We start from the raw sequence: 18,914 nt of genomic DNA, 5'->3' as shown, positions 1-18,914 counted from the left end.
TGCCTCAAGTGAGAGAAACAATCGGGTGATGGCGACTAGGTTTCAACACACCAAAGATGCTTCATTTTGCAACTCGACTCGCATTGAGGACGGCAAGCAGCGCAACCCCCACATCCGCAAGCACTTCTTCCCACAGCGTTGTAAGCCCGAATGCACCCAGCAAGATGAAAAACGCCTTGATCGCCATTGCCATGACAATGTTTTGAATCACAATTCTGTGGGTCTTTCTGCCCATTAGAATCGCCTCGGCAATTTTGGATGGAGCATCGGTCATGATCACGACTGCCAGTGTGTCTAAGGATCGTGGATTAAATAACCTGTAAAAGTCCTCTGATTTGTCATCGCCGAGACTTTTGCCCCCTAAATCCCCCACGAGTGAGGGACTTTGAAACCAGAGTCTTAGCTCAAAGTCCCCCAGAATGGGGGATTTAGGGGGCTGAAGCCGACCCAAACGCAGCGACAAAGATTGGTGTACACCGTAGCTCCTTAGGGAGATGGCGAGAAGTTACACCTTAATAAATCCACGTTCCTAAGTAGGTTGAGCCTTTAACTAAAATGCCGCGTTTAGCCGCACCGCCAACACCACCAAAATAGCCAAGCGGAATACTAATCACTAACCCACAAGGACAAGAAATGACAAGTAGAACTAAAGCGTTATAAACCCAATGAAAGCGATCGGCATCGATCGGATTAGTCATCAACAAGGGCGGAATGATTGCCACTGCTAATGAAAGAAAGACCACGATCGGAGTATAAACTTTGGCGAATTTGCGGATAAATTTCTCAGTTTCGGCTTTCTTGCTGCTGGCGTTTTCGACCAGTTCTAAAATCCGAGCGATCGACGACTCGCCAAACAATTTGGTCGTTTTGATTGTGAGAACACCGAATTGATTCATCATAGTACCGCATTATCTTAATATCTGAATAGATGTTCAGACGTTTTTAAATATATGTAGAGCATTGGCAAGCGAGTCAAGATTTTGTCAATGCTTGTGGTGCTAATTTCTAGAGGTTCGATCTAAGGTCTGGTCATCCCAGGATAACGGATCTTCTAATGGCTCTAAGTGCGTGAGAACATGAGTTCCGGGAAGGGTTTGCGCGATCGCCAGCTCAACTTCTTCACACAAATCATGACCTCGCTGAATTGTCCATTCTCCGGGCACTAAGACGTGAAAGGAGATGAAGCGACGCGATCCGGCAACTCGTGTTAACAGCGCATGAAACTGAATTCCCTTTTCTTGGTAGGGCATGAGGAGATCCATGATTACTCGTTGTTCATCGGCAGGTAGCGATCGATCCAGCAAGCCCGAACCCGTTTCGCGAAGGAGCCGAAATCCTGCCCAAATAATATTTGCTGCAACAACTAACGCAATGATCGGATCAAGAACCAGCCAACCCGTTAACTCCACAACCAAGATTCCAATCACCACCCCTGCTGAAGTCCAGACATCGGTTAACAAATGATGGGCATCGGCACGTAAAGTAATCGATCGTAACCGTTTCCCCGCTCGTAGCAAGATAACAGCAACGCCGCCGTTGAGCGCAGTCGCCGCTAGTGATAGTGCAAGTCCTAACCCGACTTGCTCGATCGGCTGTGGGTCAAACAGTCTTCCCCATGCAGCAATGGCAATGCCAACAGCAGCCACCATAATTAAGGCACTTTCCAACCCGCTCGAAAAATATTCAGCTTTAGAATGCCCAAAGGCGTGTTCGGCATCGGGCGGTTTAGCGGCAAAGGAGAGGGCCCAAAACGCGACAAGTGCTGCAATTAAGTTGATTCCCGATTCAAGTGCGTCTGATAACAAGCCGACCGATCCGGTTAGGAAGTAAGCCGATGTTTTTAGGGCGATCGTGACAATCGCGGCGACGATCGACAGAACAATATAAGAACGGGCAGATTTTGTACTCATTCCCGTAGCCTACTGTGAGATTTGCCAACAAAAATCAAACTTCTGGTTCATTCACAAATCTTTAGTTCATCTATCTCAGGTAGCATTCTAGGTTGAGTAAATCATCAACTTAGCAAATTCTAGAGCTGATCGTTTTCGTCGATTTTTTACAAACCTCTTCGTTTTTTACGAATCCAACTTAGATTCGTCCGCGTATATACCTGCGTATGTCTTCTTAGAACAGCGACCTTTTTTCTGAGAATGTTTTCAGAATGCTGTTTCCGAGTTCACATCAAAGATGAAGAGTGTTAAAGAGGGTAACTATGAGAATTAGTGTTCGGGGTATCGTTTATACCCTGATTAATCAGAGCGGCTCTTTCCTAGAGAACTGCGCCCGCGATCGTGTGGTTGCCTTTATTAGGCAGACCCTTGAGCAACTGACTAAACGCTGGGTTCGCATCACTGGAATCGGTGCGATCGTGTTGTTGACGATGTTTTTTAACTCAGCCCTTCCTGCTAGGGCTTCGGATCACCAAGATACGACCTTTTTAGCTAACAAGCTGACCGCCGCCGATCTCACCGATCTGTATGTGTTTGAGAGTCCTAGCGATCCCAACAAAGTTGTCTTAGCAATGGACTTTGACCCCTTGATCACGCGGGGTGAGGTCAGACCATTTGACCCTGCTGTTCTCTATCAATTTAAGATTGATAATACGGGTGACAATGTTGAAGATTTAGTGCTGCAATTTCGGGTGAATGGCAGAGGACGCAAGCAATCTGTGTCGGTGTTTGGCCCCGGTCGCCCTCGCAAAGTTGGAACTGAGTCAACGCTGGTAGGCGCAACGGGTGTCGGTGCTTTGAATCAGGCGTTTTCGACCCGCAAGGGGTTGAAAGTTTTTGTTGGAACGCGCAAAGATCCCTTCTTCTTTGATCTAGAGCAGTTCTTTAAGATTTTGCCCGATCGTAACTATCAACTTCAACCCAACCCTGGCCCACCGCTTACAGTCGTCTCGTTTCGACCGCCGGGTCAAGCCCAAGATACGCTTGCTCCGTTTAATGTTCACTCGATCGTGGTCGAGCTACCCAGACATCTTCTAGGAAAAGGGAAAATTGGGGCGTGGATGACCACCAGCGTTCAGACTCCTAAACTCAGAAGCGGCAACTATGCCCAGATTGAGCGGTTAGCAGTTCCAGCGCTGAATGAACTGTTTATGGACTTTAAAGCGCATAACAACAGTAACCTTAAGACCCCGACTGGCGATGCTGGCAATCAATCTAGTTTTATTCGCACGTTTGTGAAAACGATCGGACGACCCCAAGGCATTGCAGATGCAGTTATTTCTGTCGCGATTCCTGATGTTATCAAAGCCGACTTGTCTAAACCAACCGGGAGCTATTTTGGCACTCAGTTAGGTCAAAACTTTGGCGGCAGACGACCCAAAGACGACGTGATTGATGTGACGGCATCAGTTGTTTTTGGTGACGCAGTGACTGGAATTAAAGACGGTGCCATTCCTGCCTTGACCAGTGACAACGTGGGTGCCAATGATGCCAACTTTCTGCCCAAATTTCCTTATTTAGGCAACCCCCTTTAGAGGAACGATCGCGCTAGGGGCACGGCATGTCGTGCCCTCATGTGAATTTGTTACATTCACAAATCAAATTGGTATTATGACTCGACGATCGCTAGGGCTATTTTGGGGACTAGTTAGCTTAATTGTGTTGTTATTAGGACAGCCATCTACACTCTCGTTAAATATGGGTGGAGAGCCATTTTCTGTCCGTCAGCCGCAGGTTGAAAAGACCTCAGATCTGGTTTTTCCCGATTATCTAGAGCGCGATCGGATCATCAACAACTACGAGCAGCAGGTGCGCCAATCTCCTGATTCCTTTCTGCTTTTGCGATTGCTGACTGATCAATATCTCAAGCGCTTTCGAGAACGGGCAGATGTAGAAGACTTGCTCCGTGCCGAACAAGCAGCCCGACGATCGTTGGCAATTCAACCCCGTCAAAATGGAGTGGCTTCGATGCTTCTCGCTTCAACGTTGCTCTCTCAGCATCGGTTTCAAGAAGCTTTGCAAGTCGTCACCGAGGCTCAAAAATCGGCGTTAGGAGATGTCAGTTTAGCCGCTCTCAAAGCCTCGATTCAGATGGAGTTGGGCGACTATGAATCTGCCCGTCAATTCTTGCAAATGACTGATGAATCAGATGAAAACTCAGGTCACAGTGCGGTACTTGCCCGATATTTAGAGTTAACCGGACACTTATCATCGGCGCGGCAACTGATGGACTCAGCCATGCAGCAAATGGACGGGTTCTACACAAACCCAGCCGAGACTCGTGCTTGGTTTCATGTTCGGGCTGGAGATTTGGCATTTGTAGCTGGCGATTTCACCCAGTCTGAGCAGCGATATCGAGAAGCGATCGCTCTCTTTCCTGACGATGTGGCTGCGTTTACAGGGCTGGCTCGACTCTATGCTGCACAGCATCGCTGGCAACCAGCGCTAGAGTCCGCTAATCAGGGGATCGATCGGGTGCCCATCGTCGAAACGTTGGCATATAAGGCAGACGCTCAACAAGCGCTTGGAGACTGGCAGGGAGCCGCCGCCACCGCAGAACTGATCGAAGTGGTGGCACGTCTGAGTCAGGTTAAAGGCATCTACGATCGTGCCTTAGCCGTCTACTATCTCGACCACCGTATCCACTTACCCGAAGCGTTAGAGATTGCTCAACGAGAAGTTGCCCTTCGAGATGATATCTATGCCGAAGATACCTTAGCTTGGGCAGCCGCCGCAAATGGGCAATGGCAAGCCGCACAACGAGCAATTCAGCAAGCGACGCGCTATGGCACCGAGGACGCGCTGCTGCGGTTTCATCACGGCATAATTGCACTGCACTGCGGCGATCGCGAGACTGCCATTCAACAACTGAGCGAGGCGCTGCGTCTCAATCCTCAATTTCATCACAAATATGCGGCTGAGGCGCGTCAAGCTTTAGCCAACCTATCACCCTCTGAAGTGGAGTAACAATGCAACGACGTTTTTATGGATTTAACAGCCCGTCTGACATTGCAGTGATCTTTGGCGAAATTCAAACGATCGAGGATCTGTGGCAACTAGAGTTTGACCTCAAGGTGGCAGGGACAAATCTCACTTATCTAATTCAGAGTGCGCCTGGGGTGTTTGTGATGGATTGTATTGCAGGTACTCAAATAGAGCGCTATGTGTTTATGACCTCGGAGGCAAACGAACAATATGGGGGACTGACTGAGGCAGAGCTGGCTAAGGTAAAAGGCTTCGAAGTGCTGTCAGCCTCAGAGCCTGAGTTGCTGTTTAAGGAACCGAAGCGTACTCACTTATCTCTTCTCAACTAATCAGATTGTTATGAAAACTTTGCTAAAGTGCCTAACTGCGATCGCTCTCGTCTTTCTCTGGATGCCTTTTGCAGAGGCACATCCGCTCGGCAATTTCACCATCAATCACTATGCAGGGCTGCAAATTTCGCGAGATAGAGTAGGGATCGACTATGTTCTAGACATGGCTGAGATTCCAGCTTTTCAGGAGATTCGTCAGCTCGATCGCGATCGCAACCACAAAGCAGATGCGATAGAAACTGTTGATTATCCGGCTGATAAATGCCGTGAGATTCATTCTGATCTAAATCTGCGATTCAACAAAAAGCCGCTAGCACTCTCTCTAAATCGCTCAAGTGTCGAATTTCCTCCTGGAGTGGGCGGGTTGGAGACTCTACGGCTGACTTGTGGGTTTGAAGGGGCGATTAGCGCAAAGCGCAACTCCGCAGGAACCGCGCCGGGAAAACTGCTTAACAACGCATCACCGAGTACGATCGAGTTTGAAGACACTTCCTACCCGCAGCGTCTGGGCTGGCGTGAAATCACGGTGTCGTCTAACGTTCCGGTTGGGGGCAACTTCATTGCTTCTAGCCTGACAAAACGCCTGACAGACTATCCATCTGATCTGTTGAGTAGCCCGCTCAATCAGCGCCAGATTTCTTTGACAATTAATCCGGTTTTGCCCAGTCATCAATCCATCGCGCGATCGCCTACACAGCTTTCTAGTCCAACAAGTCAGGTATTGAGCGGCAGAAGTAATGATGCCTTCACTCGCCTGATCACTTTAGAAGAACACAGCCTTCCTGCAACGTTGCTTGCTCTAGCGATCGCGTTTGTGTGGGGTGGCTTACACGCGCTGTCTCCAGGTCATGGCAAAACGATCGTGGGTGCCTATTTGGTAGGTTCTCGCAGCAAAGTTCATCACGCCCTTTTTCTAGGACTCACCGTAACGCTGACTCATACCATTGGTATCTTTGCGTTGGGGCTAGTGACGCTTGGCACCTCTCAGTTTGTCCTAACTGAGGAATTATATCCTTGGCTAAACGTAATTTCTGGTGTGCTAGTCACAGGAATTGGACTGAATTTGTTGATTCGTCGATCGCGCATTTCTCAACTCTTCCAAAAATCGATGTCCGAACCGAAACACGATCATGGTCACGAACATTACCACAATCATGATCACACTCATAGTCACGATCATCATCACAATCACAATCACGGACATTCTCATCTGCCGCCCGGTGCTGATGGTTCTCCGATCACCTGGTCGAGCATTTTAGCACTCGGAATCTCAGGTGGGTTGTTGCCGTGCCCTTCGGCATTAGTGGTGTTGTTAAGCGCGATCGCGCTGGGTCGAATCGGCTTTGGGCTGGCATTGGTGTCCGCGTTTAGTTTAGGTCTAGCAGCAGTTTTGACCGGAATTGGATTAACGCTAGTCTACGCCAAAGATTGGTTTGAGCGACTGCCCCTTCAGGCATCTAAAAGCAAATTGTTTCCGGCGATGAGTGCCTTATTTATGACGCTGATTGGTTTAGGCATTACGACAAAAGCGCTATTCGATCACACTTTATAACCTGAACAAATCACGTCAAAAGCAACGAGAGAATTAGTTGATTAAAGTCCTCAAATAGAGACAGTCATGCTTAAAGAAATTCTTGCATCTACCGCGATCGTTCTGTTTGCTCACCCCGCAGTTTCATCTGAGCCGCCTTTTGCGATCGCCCAAGACTCACTGTGCTATATGGTTAGCTCAACTCATCAGACGATCAACCTCACCTCATTGTGCAATCTTGCAAACATGGCTGAACTCGCCCCGATCGTGGTGACTAACCTCAGTTTAGAAGTTCAAGATCAAGAGTTTTTGTCATCAAAGGTTAAAGCCATCGTCACCAATCGCAGCAGTTCTCCCATTCAAGTAGAAGTGGTTCGACTACAGATTAATCATGCCAATATGCCTATTACGATCGTTCCCATTTTTATGAACCAAACCCTAAACCCCGGACAGTCGGTTCTCGCAAGTGGGCTGTTTGACAAAGCTGAGTTGCAACAACAAACTAGCGGACTCAGTGTTAGCTTTCAAGATTGGCAATAGTCAACAATTTCAACCCGCAAAAAATAGGTTTGAGGAAACAAATTATGAAGCGATTTAGCCTCATCTTTTTAATCACAGTTCTCTGTGTCGTAGGCTACTTTGAAGTCAGCCTGTCTCACGCTGAAGCTCTCTTCTGGCTCAATCTCGGCTCATAGTGTCTATCTCAAGATAGAAATCACTTTTGAATGCCGATCGAGCCAGCTTTTCATTCGATAAACTCCCTCTCAGCGAACGTTAGGCGTTTTTAGAACTTCATCTAATAGACTTCTAGCTGGCTGCGCTTTTGCGAGGGCAGATTGGTGATCACCGTAGGCGCGAACTAAGCGAAAAAGACCACCAACTCCGGTTTTAAGTTGCTCTAAATCTTCAGCTACTAGTTCTCCGTCTAACATTCGCACGAGCAAAGGTTTGATGTCACCCACTTCTTGCCGCACTTTTTGAAGCTTTTCTACGGTACTCAACAAGGTTTTGAGAGCATTTAAAATGCTATCAACATCTTGAGGGTCTTCTACTTGGGGTGACTCTTCTACTTCGGGTAACGCTTCGTCGATCGCTTCGGTGTCTTGAGGGTCTGATTCTTTAGTGTCTGAAATCACAGGTAATTCCTGTGCAGGTGTTTCGGTTTTATCAGCGTGTGTTCGTGCCATTAACGTTTCCTCAAGGGGTTTCCCCAGTGTACCGTGTCGATCTGGACGTTTTAGTACAGTTGTGAAGAAGTAAGTCGATGGACAGGATAAAGTGTACGGAATGACTCGTTCTCTTTTCTCAGATTTGACTCTGCGCGATCGCACCTTTAGTTGGGGTCAGCAAACTTATTTGATGGGTGTTTTAAACGTCACCCCTGATAGCTTTAGCGATGGCGGACAGTTTAACACCCTGGAATCTGCCCTCAATCAAGCGCAAAAAATGGTCACGAGTGGAGCCGACATTCTAGATATTGGCGGACAATCTACCCGACCGAATGCGGAGGAAGTGACGTTAGCGGAAGAACTAGATCGCGTCATTCCCATCATTCAAACCTTGCGGCAACACTCAGAATTTTCTCAGGTGCCCATCTCGGTTGACACGACTCGATCGCAGGTGGCAAAGGCTGCGATCGCCGCAGGTGCCGATCTGATCAACGACATCTCTGGCGCAACGTTTGACGCAGAAATGCTCTCGACTGTGGCAAAGCTGGGAGTGCCGATCGTCTTGATGCACACGCGTGGCACTCCCAAAACCATGCAGACGCTGACTGATTATGAGGATCTGACCGGCGAGATTTTGCAATTTTTAGCAGCGCGAATTCAGGCGGCGATCGCGGCGGGGATCGATCGCCGCCAAATCATCATTGATCCCGGCATCGGCTTTGCCAAAAAAACAGCGCAGAATTTAGAAATTCTGCGCCAGCTTTCCGTTTTTCGATCGTTGGGGTGTCCGATTTTGGTCGGCGTATCTCGCAAAAGCTTTATCGGTCAAATTCTTAACCAGCCAGATCCACAGACAAGAGTTTTGGGAACGGCAGCAGCGTGTGTGAGCGCGATCGTCGGCGGCACCGATATTTTACGAGTTCACGATGTCGCAGAAATGCACGACGCTTGCCGCGTTGCAGATGCCATTTGGCGACCCTGCCCCATCAATTAGTGTCATTTCCCCGCGAAGAATTGCCGGAACCCTGCTCAAATTCAGAGGGTCTAATCAAATCTGTAATGGCCTCATTCAAGGCTTTAGGATCCATAAAGACAATTTTGGAGTTATCACTCTTGCCAATCTCTAAATTGGCGTTGACATAATCTTTTGCGACTAGATAACGCAATACGTCTTGCGCGTTGGGTTGAGCCTGCAATGCTCGCGCCAGGTCTTCGATCGATTTCACCGTTGCTTCTGTTCTCGTAAGCGTTACGTTTTTCTCATTCTTGGCAATCTGCTCTCGCTCTAAAGACTCTCTCAAAGCAGAAGACAAGTTAATGGCTTGCACTTCCACACTAATCACCTCAATGCCCCATTTGCGAGCCGCTTCGTCAAGAGGCTTACGGAGTTGAGTGTTAATTTTATCGGTAGATGAAACGGCTTCCGCTAGAGAGAGCCGACCAATTTCTCCACGCAGGCTTGTGATCACGAGTTGCTTGAGGGCTTCTTCTAAATCTTCAATCGCATAATAGGCTTTTTTAAGCTCTAAAATTCGCCAAAAGACGATCGCATCCACCTCGATCGGCACGTTATCTTTTGTCAGCGCGGGTTGAGGATCAATATCTAAGAGCTGTTCTCGAACGGTTTCGATTAAAACGGTATCTAGAAACGGGATCACAAAGTTTAGCCCTGGCTTTAGGGTGCGTTTATACTGCCCTAATCGCTGCACCAAAGCTTCGTCACCCTGGTCAATGATTCTGACAGAACCAATCATGTATCCAAGAATAATCAGTGTGAATGCACCAAGTAGGGACTCAATCATATGTGCGCTCCCGTTGAGCTTAATTAGAGACTAAAGAGAGAAGTAGAAAAATGTGAGATCTCTTAAAAAGTGACTCATTTCATCGCGATCGTGCAAAATCAGAGGCGGTTTTTCTGACTATGCAACGCTATAACGTGCATTCTACAGACATTTTTACGATTCAAGACTCAAAAGTCAAAACTTACACTGATTAGACTTCCTGTATAAATACTCTGCCCTCACCCTAGCCCTCTCCCCAAGGAGAGGGAACAGGAGAGTTCTGGCTCCCTTCTCCTTGGGGATGAGAGCTATCCAGATTCATGCAGGAAGTCTATTTAACCTGAGTTCGGGTTAATCATTGCCTGCCTAGCGATTGAACCTAGTCTCCTGTGCAGCCTGCGATAGTTTGATCGTCCAATGCCGAGCGTCTCGCCCCCTAAATCCCCCATGATGGGGGACTTGGAATGGGCACAATTTCTTGAACGCGGTCGATCTTTCTGCTTCAAAGTCCCCCAAGTTTGGGGGATTTAGGGGGCGAAGGGAACTGAAACGGAGCAGGAACTTATCCCGAACTCAGGTTATTTATCGTGGTCTATCGTTTGCTATCTTGCCAAGCATTCCCAATTCCTTTGACAATGCCGCGCCCAATCAGTCCCAGTCCGCGCCCAATCACATCGGTGAGCAGGTAGATCACACCACTGCCGACAAACCCGATCGCGGCTTTTAATCGAGGCGAAATCGCATCTCGCGTTTCTAATGCCAGAGTCACAGCTAATTGCACACCTGCTAATTGCTCAAGCTCACCGCGGCGTGGTGCATAGATTAAGACTTGTCTAATTCCTGACTGAGTAAACACAAATAGTCGATGTTGACTCTCAAAGATGGCGGTCGGTTCGGCAACATAGCGATCGACACGATATCTCCAGGATAGATCATTCCGAAAGCGTTCAATATCGCGGGTCGAGAGTAAGCGACGATCGTAAAAACTCTGTTTGATGACTTCTAAATCTGAAAACCGATTCAGCAAGGGTTGCACGACCGCGTTGGCAAGCTGAATCGTGAGATTTTCTAAAAGATCTGCGGCACGAGCGATCGCTTCAGGAGAGCCGATCAGAGCGTCGGCATTGTCGATCGTTAAGGCTGTCTGAAATAGTAAGTGAGCATACAAATCGGTGACTAAAGGAATCTTATTAAGAATCTCTGCCTGAACCGTTTCTTCATCTTGAAGTAATGCCGTCACGACTTCTATTTCTTGGTTTTTGACGCGCAACGTGTAATATCTGCCGAAGAAGTCGATCGTGATGGCTTGCCACAAATCTCGCAAGATCACGAGGTGTTTTTCAGCAAGCTGACCGGGCTGAATTTGAGAAAACCGCAGCTCGTCTAAACTCGCCTCAATCTGCCGCAAAATAATGTAGAACAGTTCTCGCTTGCGTTCTGCACGGAAAATGTCAATTTCTAACGGCAAATGGGTTAGATTCTCTAAGCTCGATTGCAGTTTGGCGGAGATGTCATCAAACAACCGTTCCTGAAGATCTCTAGCCGTCATTTCTGGAGGCTGAGCGGGCACAAGTTGAACACTGGAGGGAAGCGATCGCAGCCGTTGCCCGCTCAACTCAGGTGGTAAAATTCTCGCTGGCTCTAGCACTGAATCTGAGCTAGAAAGGACTCGCTTCACCAACCATCGAGCCGCTTTAAGTTCTCTACGTCGCCCAGAGAGAACGGTTTTGTCGAGCCGTGACAGCCCAGGCGATGCAAGTTGGGCGTTGAGTTCGATCAGTGCCGCTTCAATTTGTTGAAGGCTGGACGATCGTAGCGTTTCTCGCACTCGTCTTAACGGACGTAACTGCGCGGGTGAAGGGGCGATCGTCAAAGGTATATCCCAATAAGGCTGACCCGCCGCCACTTGCCTAATCGCCGTCACCAACTCTGCGATCGAGCTTCCTTTAGGACAATATCCTTCAACGCCTCTCTGCACCGCTTCTATCAGCTTGGTGTCAGGCAATGACCCAATCAGCAAAATGGGGTAGTCAGGATGCTGAGTTTTGAGCTGTCGCAGTAACTCAAGGTCTAAGAGCGATCGCGAGGACAGTCCGCTATTCTCCAAGTCAACCAAAATCAGGTCAAGCGGAGTGCCGCTCCGCTTGCGATCCGCCAGAGTTCTCAATGCCGATGCGCCAGTCTCTGCTATCACCACTTGCAGATCGGCAAATCGGCCCAGCCCAGTCAGCAACCCTAACCGCAAAATGGGGTCTGCCTCGATTAGCATCAGTTGTAACAAACGACTTGGCGGACGATCGAGCGACACAGACCCCCTCTCCTACTCCATCACTTCCATAATCCCACACTCCTTACTGTGGCGGAGTTGGCTCCGGGGATGTCTCTGGCGTTGGCTCTGGCTCTAAGTCACGCTGCCTTGCTGCCTCTTGCTCTCGTGCCCTCCAGATTGCGGCTCGCTCAACTGACCAGCGCGCAATTGCACCTTGAGCCTCTCGATAAAGGGCGCGTCCCGGTGCAATCTGATAGGCTACGTCGATCGCCCGCGTTAAATAGCCGCCGTTTGCCAAACTACTCGCCTGATTGAGAATCGGACGATCTTCGACAATCTGAATCTGATAGACCCACTCCCCGATCAGATATTGGGCATCTCCATAGAGCGCTCGACCCGATCGCACCCTCGAAGCCACTTGAATCGCCTGCCCCAATTTGCCAGAGTTTGCCACGGCTTTGGCTTCATCTAAAATCGGCTTGTCTTCGATCGTTTGGATCTGCACCGTCCAGTCCACAATGCTCGATTGCGCTTCTTGAGACAGTGCCCGTCTAGGCTTTACTAAACTCGCTAACGCCACTGCCGATCGCAGCGGGTCGAGCTTGCCCGTTTTTGCCAACTGTTGAGCCTGCCGCAACACGGGGCGGTCTTCCATCCACTGGGCTTCTTTTACCCACTGGGCTAACAGCGTTTGGGCATGAAGGCGACGCGGATGCTTGAGCGGAATTTGTTTGGCTTGCGCGATCGCCATTTTCAGCACGGGCAACTGCTGCACGTTTGACAAAGTGCTGGCGACATTGAGCTGCACGACCCCTTGAGCTTGCAGGTCTAATCGGGGCAAGAGTGCTTTTGCCTGAGCATAGAAAGGACTCTGCGAATTAATTTGTCTCAATAGCTGAGTCGCCAGCCACAGCGGAGCGAGGCGCTCTAAAGCAGGCTGTCGATAGTCAGTGTCGGCATAAATCTCTTTTGCCCGAATCAAGCGAATTAAGTCTTGGTTGTCTGAGGTGAGTTTGACGCTAGCCGGAATTGAGCTAACCAGCGTGCTAGCCCCGACTAAATCCTGCTTGTCTAAACGCACTACCGCTAGCCCAAAGACGGTATTGCGCCACTTCAATACTTCGGTTTTGGCTTGTGCCCAGACAAAGGTTTTACGATTGATGGGATCGGTGATGGCGATCGCCCGTCCCCACTGCTCAGGCGAAGTCGATTTGGCAAAACTTCGCGCGTCTTTCAGATATTGCCACGCGACTTTTTCGTCGGTGGTGCGCTGCCGAATCTCACCTAGCCGATCTTGCCACGAGGGATCGTTAACCAAGCTGAGTGAGGCGATATGCTCAGAGGCTAAATTCCAGTTTTGTTTTTTGAGGGCGACAAGAATCTTGTCATAGAGAATTTGCCCTTTATTAAATTCTTCTCGCCAACGTTTAACGGCGGCTTGAGCTTCTTTATAAACTGCGCTCGATGCCGGGATTTGATTGGCTAACGCAATGCCCCCTTTGAGGTCTTTTTGAGTGACTCGATCGCGCGCCAAAATTAACAGGGCATTTGACCAATCTTGCATCAGCGTCTTCGCCTGACCATAGAGCGGGTGCTCTGGTGTCCAATCTTTGACCAGCTTAATCGCTTCTAAAATTTGCGCTGGGTTTCCTGACTCTGCACTTTGTTGGGCACAAAACAGCCGTTCAGATTCAGCCGACCAGGTAGAGATTTGCTTACAGTCAACGGCTGGGGGAACTTTTGAGAGCCAGATAAAGGCTGCGATCGCAGTTCCGCCTGCGGCACCGAGAATGCCTAACCAGATTAGCTGCCACTTCCAAGCCTTTGCGATCGGGCTTAACGTTTGAAAGGTGCCTTGAGTGCCCGATGAGATCTTTCGAGCAGCGACTTTCTGAAGTCTGACAAAACGATTTTCCGCAGTCTGCCTTTCGGGTTGAGTAGAGGGTTCAACATCTTCGTGAATGACTTCTAGATCGGCTTCTAGTTGGTCATTCTGCGACGGGTTAGAAGGCAATGAATGGTCTGCATCCTCAGATTTAGATTTTTGAAAGACCTGAAGCCAGGAGGGTGTCGAGGGTTTTCTAGCCATGAATTCAGCGATCTCACAGGTCAGGTTTGGCTATTCTACAGTCAGTTTTGGCATTTGATTGAGCCGATTTTGCAAGCTCAACCCTACTTGCTTGTGGCTGCTTCAATATCCCCTCAGAGATAGCGGGTTTCCGGGCGCAATGTCCAGAAAAGTGATAAGCGATTGAATAAGACAATCCAGCACTGAGGGATTTTTGCAGAGCGTTTGAGGCTATTGAATCACGAATATCAGAAAATTACGCCATCAAATCAGCCAAATTTCGGTTGACTTCATCCAAGGAGCAGTTAGGAGATGAAACCTAAAATTTGGGGATCACGCAACTCAGGGCGATCCCCAAATAGATTAAGGGTGTGGGCGTTGATGAATGCGGCTATGAACTCGCCAAACTCATGACTTCAGCAACCCCAAATTGCAGGCAAAAGCTCTAAGTGTTTTGCTCGGCGCGATAGCCGTAGAAATCAATATGATATTCAGTGATGCGTATGCCTGTTTGTGCCTCTACCTGACGAATCAGATCTTCGGGCAGGTCGATGTGAATGTCTAAAATTTGATTGGTGTCGATGCAGTTGACGTGGCTGTGAGCATCACTGACGTTGCCATAGAGACGACCGTCTGAGCGCTCAATGCACTCGATAATACCCTGCTCAGAGAGGGCTTCTAGGTTTTGATAAACCGAAGTGTGACCAATGTCTTTGCCCTGGCGATTGAGACGATCGTAGATTTCGCGGGCAGATAGGTGCTCTTGATCGTGCCAAAGTAGCTCTAAGATAAAACGACGCTGACGGCTCAGGCGCATTCCTAAAATCTGACAGCGTTCGATCGCGTCATCCAGCGATCGAATGGGCTTTGAAATGGGTGCTTCGCTTTGCATACTTTAGAGGGGGTTGACCTATCTATTGCCTAATCTACTCTGAGGGGTTCAGAATTAAAAACAACAGATGTTTATATTTTTAATTTCTGGTTCTGAACAATTATATTCTTTACGTCCTTTTGGTAGATTACAGTTCGACACCTACCTGCTCTAGTTCTATCACATGCTAAAGCAAACTCGCTACAACTTTATCTTAGTCTCTATTTTTGATTCTTCAGTTTTCTAGTTGTCTAGATCAAATAGCAATTTACGTTTGCGCTTGTGACAGTTCTAATGCCCTGGCTGAATCTGAGCTTAACCGGGAATCACTTGTGCGAACCAACCTTGCTGCCCCAGTTGCTCCAAAAAGCGATAAACCACGAAGCGCTCCTGGCTGAAAAGAGGTGTGAATAACGGGATTTCAGTCACAAACGGCAGTGTTTGAATCGGAGCATTGATAAGTGCAGAACTCAGCGTGATTTCAAGGGAATCGAACTCCATCTACTGACTTCCCTCAGTTTCATTTACCTTCTTTTTTGACCCCTGCACGATCGTCACCAAAGCTTCTGCGACTTGACCGTAGCGAAGTTTGCGCCTTGAATAGGGCATTGAACAATTTTGAGGGGATGGGGAGAGGTTTCGGCGTACCGTTTAACGATCGCCAAAGAGTCGTCCGTGGAGTTATTATCCACGACGATGATTTCCAAGTGAGGGTAGGTCTGCTGAAAGCAACTCTCTAAGCAGGCAGCAATGCGAGGAGCGGCGTTGTAGACCGGGATGACGATCGACACGATCGGGGCAAGCGTTTGAGTCTGAAGAGGTAAACGTTCTGGCGGTCGTGCAAGAGTGGATTTGGGCTGGAGGAGAAAGTGAGCGGTGACGCGCAGGTCAAGCTCATAGCGCTGATCGAGTCCGCGTCGCTGGAGGGCATTACGAATCACCTTTTGAGTCCAGTGCAGGGTGTTGAGACGATCGCGGATGATGTTATTAGAGTGGCGACGGTAATAATAAAGAGTTTGGTCGAGGTGATGTATGTCGGTGACTTCGGACAGCTTGAGGCAGAGGTCATAGTCTTCGGCGACCGCTAATGACTCGTCAATGCTACCTACTTGGTCATAAACTGTGCGACGAATGAGGCGAAAGTGGAAGGTCATGAAGTCCACGAGCAACTGTTCTTTTGAGTAGGGGGTGCGGCACAGTTTACCGAGTCCACAGTCTCGTCCTTGCTCGTCGATCAAGTGGTAGTTGGTGTAAACCAGCCCGACATGGGGTGACTGGTCTAGAATTGCGATCGTCTCTTCTAGGGCAGTCGGAGCGAGTAGGTCGTCGCTGTCTACTAAGCCGAAATATTGCCCGGTGGTGGCAGCGATCGCCGATTTGGTGGCGATCGAGATTCCTTGGTTAATGGGGGAGACGAGGACGCGCACTCGTGGGTCTAAGCGGGCGTAGTGCTGGGCAATCTCTACTGAGTTGTCAGTAGAGCCATCGTCCCAAATTAGGAGTTCAAAATGGGGGTAGGTTTGCGCGAGGATGCTGTCGATCGTTGCACAGAGGAAAGATGAGCGGTTGTAGACCGTGGTGATGAGAGAGATGAGCGTAGACATGGAAAAGGTTGCCAGAGCAGAGATATCTGGCTTAGAGTGCCCGTTCTAGCTGGAGGCAACCAAAGGGGCTTGAGGCGAATGGAAGGATGATTAGCAGGAGAGAGAAACTGCTTTGCATTGACCCAGCTACTCCATATCGATCTGTCTGTAAACCTTGGCAAATAAGTTATTGAAAGAGGATGTCAGGCGATTTCAAAGAACTCGGTTGAGTTAGCCGAAAGGAAACGTCCACGTCCAAAGTTGGTAGTAGATCCATCCCTCTAGTAGAGTTAAGATCATTGTAGTCATGACGATCACCCGCCAACGTAAATAGGGTTCCACTTGAGAAGCGATAGCGCTGACAAATAGAGCTTTTAAAAACCCAATGAACACGCCTACAAATAGAACTGTTAGTACAGCTTTCCCTAAAGATGGAGATGCAAGCAAAAAAGGGTAGATCTTTACCAGCCAAACAACCGAAAAGTGTATAACTGCTGAACTAGGGATACACCAGATTAAGGAAGTAGAAAGAACTTTGAAGCCATGCATAGGTGAGAACATAAGATTACGATAATCGAAAGAAATATGCGTTACCTTCAAAAGCCTATGTCAAGGCTTTCTTTCGTTCTTAAGCTGCTCCTGAACGTATTCAACAAACCTATCAAACATTGCCTTTGTATAAGTCCAGTTCCAGTTCGGATTTCGGAGCACGGGAGCAATTGTCGCAGCGATCCCTCCATCGCCAAAAAGATTATTGAGTCTGTTGATTCGGTCAACCCATGCTTGTTTTACTGGTGCTGTTAATTCATCAGCATCAAACGTTGCCTCGATGGGTGTGGCTTGAAATTTGGCAGCAAACGTTTTCCATCGGCTACGAATACTAAATTTAATGTCATTTCCCGTTTGAAGATAATACTCTTTTAGATGAGTAGATAGACGCTGATCTTTTCTGTCTGGACTATTGAACCTATCAAATAAGCCAAAGCCATCGACATCGCCAAGAATATCAGCTTCAGGAGCTGAGGCTTTGTAATACTCATCAATTTCTTCTTTCGTGGGAATGCTAGATGACAATTTCAAGTTTATGGGAGTTCCCTCCTGAGAAGTTCCGTTCTGTTTAAGCGTTAGCCAAACAGACCCAATACTGACATCGGCAACCCAAGAAGCAGGGTCAATGGTCGGCACATTGTAGTAGGGATCAGAGTAAGGTGCGTTAGAACCTGGATGCAGCAACGCATCTAACGTCAACAGCATATGCCCAATGTCGATCATCTCGTTGCGTCCAGGAATCACAATATAGGGTGAGGGGTTGTCTTCTATGCCGTTTTCATTTGCTTTAGCCGTCAGAATAGCGTATGCGCTTTTGTCTACCTCATTTAAATACGCTTTATCTATCCTCCTCTCAGGTGGAAAAACGTCGGAAGCAGAACCCTGCAAGTAGTTTGGAGCATGTGGTAGAAGCGCAAATGCTTGTTGATTCTTAATGCCTGCAAGCAGGTCTAAACCACTATTACCAGGGTAGTAAAGCCTACGAAGACGAGTAATGATTTGTTGTGGAGTATCATTTTTGTACACTGCCTCTACCTTCTCCACAATATCAATGAACCGATCAATGCCCACTAATGCCAGAGGATTTGTCTGATTCTTGATACCTTTATAATCTCTGATATTGAATAAACTAATCGCTTTCTCAGTTAGGGCAACTCCCATCGTTTTGGAGATGAATTCATTGCTTCGCTTCACATCCTGAAGACTTGAATCAGTGATTTTATTGAGTGTCTTGAGACGATCGGAGTTGGCAAAGAGAACAACATCAGGATTCGTCACCGACTGTAAAAAGCTGTCTAACTGCTGTGCGGTTAACCGCGTATTACTGAGTTGATATGCTGTACTAAGAAAGAAATTGAGCGGTTGATCTCCTGCCGCCGCAATCGGATTTAATGCTACGTAGCTGCTTCCTAAGTTCAGTAGTTGACTCAGAAATCTTGCATCTTTCTTCTCAGTTTGCAGTCCTGAGTCTTGCAATAGCTGTGCGGCATCTACCAGCCTGTCGCCAAATTCCAATAACTTCACTCGATCGCTCCCACTCTTCGCCCCCTCAAAGAACTGATTCAAGCCTCCTTGCCCTTTACGATCGTCTCCACCTCTCCATAAGGTATTGAGAAACTCTGAAATCACCATCTCCCCTGTTGTGGTCACGATCGGATTGACCTTCGCCACCTCAAAGCCAAACTTCATCAACTCTCGAATAAACTGGGCACTACGAATATCGCCGCGTGGATTAAACCCGCCTCCACTGCTAGCGAGTCGCGGTTCATTGAGCGCTACGCTATTCGCCGCTGCATTCAAAAGATTGTTGAGGAACTTGAGGGTGCTGAT

General features: G+C 48.3%; 17 protein-coding genes. 6 read left to right on the top strand and 11 right to left on the bottom strand.

Features of this window, described 5'->3' with window-relative positions; all coding sequences use genetic code 11:
* Positions 1-61: 61 nt before the first annotated feature.
* From C7B65_RS17095 to C7B65_RS17085, 3 genes are all read right to left on the bottom strand, one after another.
* Positions 62-274, bottom strand: a complete 213-nt coding sequence (locus tag C7B65_RS17095; RefSeq protein WP_181314419.1) for a hypothetical protein — start codon at positions 272-274, stop codon at positions 62-64.
* A gap of 238 nt (positions 275-512) precedes the next feature.
* Positions 513-899 carry a P-type ATPase actuator domain-containing protein gene (locus tag C7B65_RS17090; RefSeq protein ID WP_280523188.1) on the bottom strand — a complete coding sequence of 129 codons (387 nt, stop codon included), beginning with the start codon at positions 897-899 and terminating at the stop codon, positions 513-515.
* A 99-nt stretch (positions 900-998) separates the two neighbouring features.
* On the bottom strand, positions 999-1,910 hold the full coding sequence (locus tag C7B65_RS17085) for a cation diffusion facilitator family transporter (RefSeq protein WP_073070392.1): 912 nt from the start codon (positions 1,908-1,910) through the stop codon (positions 999-1,001).
* A gap of 302 nt (positions 1,911-2,212) precedes the next feature.
* Here C7B65_RS17085 and C7B65_RS17080 point away from each other — a divergent pair, with 302 nt between their 5' ends.
* From C7B65_RS17080 to C7B65_RS17060, 5 genes are all read left to right on the top strand, one after another.
* Entirely contained in the window at positions 2,213-3,484 is a 1,272-nt protein-coding gene (locus C7B65_RS17080; RefSeq protein WP_083582773.1) for a DUF4331 domain-containing protein, read from the top strand.
* A gap of 76 nt (positions 3,485-3,560) precedes the next feature.
* Entirely contained in the window at positions 3,561-4,916 is a 1,356-nt protein-coding gene (locus C7B65_RS17075) for a tetratricopeptide repeat protein (protein WP_073070393.1), read from the top strand.
* Between the two features lie 2 nt (positions 4,917-4,918).
* A complete protein-coding gene (locus C7B65_RS17070; protein ID WP_073070394.1) occupies positions 4,919-5,263 on the top strand; it encodes a hypothetical protein in 345 nt (114 codons plus the stop codon).
* Between the two features lie 10 nt (positions 5,264-5,273).
* Positions 5,274-6,815 carry a nickel/cobalt transporter gene (locus C7B65_RS17065; protein ID WP_073070395.1) on the top strand — a complete coding sequence of 514 codons (1,542 nt, stop codon included), beginning with the start codon at positions 5,274-5,276 and terminating at the stop codon, positions 6,813-6,815.
* A 66-nt stretch (positions 6,816-6,881) separates the two neighbouring features.
* Positions 6,882-7,334 (top strand): hypothetical protein, encoded by a 453-nt coding sequence (locus C7B65_RS17060; protein ID WP_073070396.1) that lies wholly within the window; start codon positions 6,882-6,884, stop codon positions 7,332-7,334.
* Between the two features lie 224 nt (positions 7,335-7,558).
* On the opposite strand, the gene C7B65_RS17055 is transcribed toward C7B65_RS17060, so the two are convergent.
* The gene (locus C7B65_RS17055) at positions 7,559-7,981 is read right to left on the bottom strand and encodes a hypothetical protein (protein ID WP_073070397.1); all 423 of its coding nucleotides are present in this window, start codon (positions 7,979-7,981) and stop codon (positions 7,559-7,561) included.
* Between the two features lie 100 nt (positions 7,982-8,081).
* Between C7B65_RS17055 and folP the strand changes: the two genes are divergently transcribed.
* On the top strand, positions 8,082-8,957 hold the full coding sequence (gene folP / locus C7B65_RS17050) for a dihydropteroate synthase (RefSeq protein WP_073070398.1): 876 nt from the start codon (positions 8,082-8,084) through the stop codon (positions 8,955-8,957).
* On the opposite strand, the gene C7B65_RS17045 is transcribed toward folP, so the two are convergent.
* The 7 genes from C7B65_RS17045 to C7B65_RS17010 all read right to left on the bottom strand — a co-directional run bounded on the left by C7B65_RS17045 (position 8,950) and on the right by C7B65_RS17010 (position 18,884).
* The gene (locus C7B65_RS17045) at positions 8,950-9,765 is read right to left on the bottom strand and encodes an SPFH domain-containing protein (protein WP_073070399.1); all 816 of its coding nucleotides are present in this window, start codon (positions 9,763-9,765) and stop codon (positions 8,950-8,952) included. The genes folP and C7B65_RS17045 overlap by 8 nt on opposite strands.
* 571 nt (positions 9,766-10,336) lie before the next feature.
* Positions 10,337-12,052, bottom strand: a complete 1,716-nt coding sequence (locus C7B65_RS17040; RefSeq protein ID WP_219898624.1) for a DUF3685 domain-containing protein — start codon at positions 12,050-12,052, stop codon at positions 10,337-10,339.
* Between the two features lie 43 nt (positions 12,053-12,095).
* Complete coding sequence (locus C7B65_RS17035) at positions 12,096-14,102, bottom strand: hypothetical protein (protein WP_073070400.1); 2,007 nt, start codon at positions 14,100-14,102, stop codon at positions 12,096-12,098.
* A gap of 424 nt (positions 14,103-14,526) precedes the next feature.
* A complete protein-coding gene (locus C7B65_RS17030; RefSeq protein WP_073070401.1) occupies positions 14,527-14,973 on the bottom strand; it encodes a Fur family transcriptional regulator in 447 nt (148 codons plus the stop codon).
* Positions 14,974-15,267: 294 nt separating this feature from the next.
* Entirely contained in the window at positions 15,268-15,453 is a 186-nt protein-coding gene (locus C7B65_RS17025; RefSeq protein WP_073070402.1) for a hypothetical protein, read from the bottom strand.
* 53 nt (positions 15,454-15,506) lie between these two features.
* The gene (locus tag C7B65_RS17020; RefSeq protein ID WP_073070403.1) at positions 15,507-16,556 is read right to left on the bottom strand and encodes a glycosyltransferase family 2 protein; all 1,050 of its coding nucleotides are present in this window, start codon (positions 16,554-16,556) and stop codon (positions 15,507-15,509) included.
* 588 nt (positions 16,557-17,144) lie between these two features.
* Complete coding sequence (locus C7B65_RS17010; protein WP_146135834.1) at positions 17,145-18,884, bottom strand: hypothetical protein; 1,740 nt, start codon at positions 18,882-18,884, stop codon at positions 17,145-17,147.
* Between the last annotated feature and the right edge of the window lie 30 nt (positions 18,885-18,914).

This window comes from Phormidesmis priestleyi ULC007 (assembly GCF_003003695.1).
GTDB lineage: Bacteria > Cyanobacteriota > Cyanobacteriia > Leptolyngbyales > Leptolyngbyaceae > Phormidesmis_A > Phormidesmis_A priestleyi_A.
Note: the sequence above shows the minus strand (reverse complement) of the source record. Positions and strands in the feature narration are given on the sequence as shown.

Bases quoted from the DNA above. Each gene is read 5' to 3' on its own strand.
- C7B65_RS17095 (WP_181314419.1), bottom strand. From the start codon at position 274: ATGACCGATGCTCCATCCAAAATTGCCGAGGCGATTCTAATGGGCAGA.
- C7B65_RS17090 (WP_280523188.1), bottom strand. From the start codon at position 899: ATGATGAATCAATTCGGTGTTCTCACAATCAAAACGACCAAATTGTTT.
- C7B65_RS17085 (WP_073070392.1), bottom strand. From the start codon at position 1,910: ATGAGTACAAAATCTGCCCGTTCTTATATTGTTCTGTCGATCGTCGCC.
- C7B65_RS17080 (WP_083582773.1), top strand. From the start codon at position 2,213: ATGAGAATTAGTGTTCGGGGTATCGTTTATACCCTGATTAATCAGAGC.
- C7B65_RS17075 (WP_073070393.1), top strand. From the start codon at position 3,561: ATGACTCGACGATCGCTAGGGCTATTTTGGGGACTAGTTAGCTTAATT.
- C7B65_RS17070 (WP_073070394.1), top strand. From the start codon at position 4,919: ATGCAACGACGTTTTTATGGATTTAACAGCCCGTCTGACATTGCAGTG.
- C7B65_RS17065 (WP_073070395.1), top strand. From the start codon at position 5,274: ATGAAAACTTTGCTAAAGTGCCTAACTGCGATCGCTCTCGTCTTTCTC.
- C7B65_RS17060 (WP_073070396.1), top strand. From the start codon at position 6,882: ATGCTTAAAGAAATTCTTGCATCTACCGCGATCGTTCTGTTTGCTCAC.
- C7B65_RS17055 (WP_073070397.1), bottom strand. From the start codon at position 7,981: ATGGCACGAACACACGCTGATAAAACCGAAACACCTGCACAGGAATTA.
- folP (WP_073070398.1), top strand. From the start codon at position 8,082: ATGACTCGTTCTCTTTTCTCAGATTTGACTCTGCGCGATCGCACCTTT.
- C7B65_RS17045 (WP_073070399.1), bottom strand. From the start codon at position 9,765: ATGATTGAGTCCCTACTTGGTGCATTCACACTGATTATTCTTGGATAC.
- C7B65_RS17035 (WP_073070400.1), bottom strand. From the start codon at position 14,102: ATGGCTAGAAAACCCTCGACACCCTCCTGGCTTCAGGTCTTTCAAAAA.
- C7B65_RS17030 (WP_073070401.1), bottom strand. From the start codon at position 14,973: ATGCAAAGCGAAGCACCCATTTCAAAGCCCATTCGATCGCTGGATGAC.
- C7B65_RS17025 (WP_073070402.1), bottom strand. From the start codon at position 15,453: ATGGAGTTCGATTCCCTTGAAATCACGCTGAGTTCTGCACTTATCAAT.
- C7B65_RS17020 (WP_073070403.1), bottom strand. From the start codon at position 16,556: ATGTCTACGCTCATCTCTCTCATCACCACGGTCTACAACCGCTCATCT.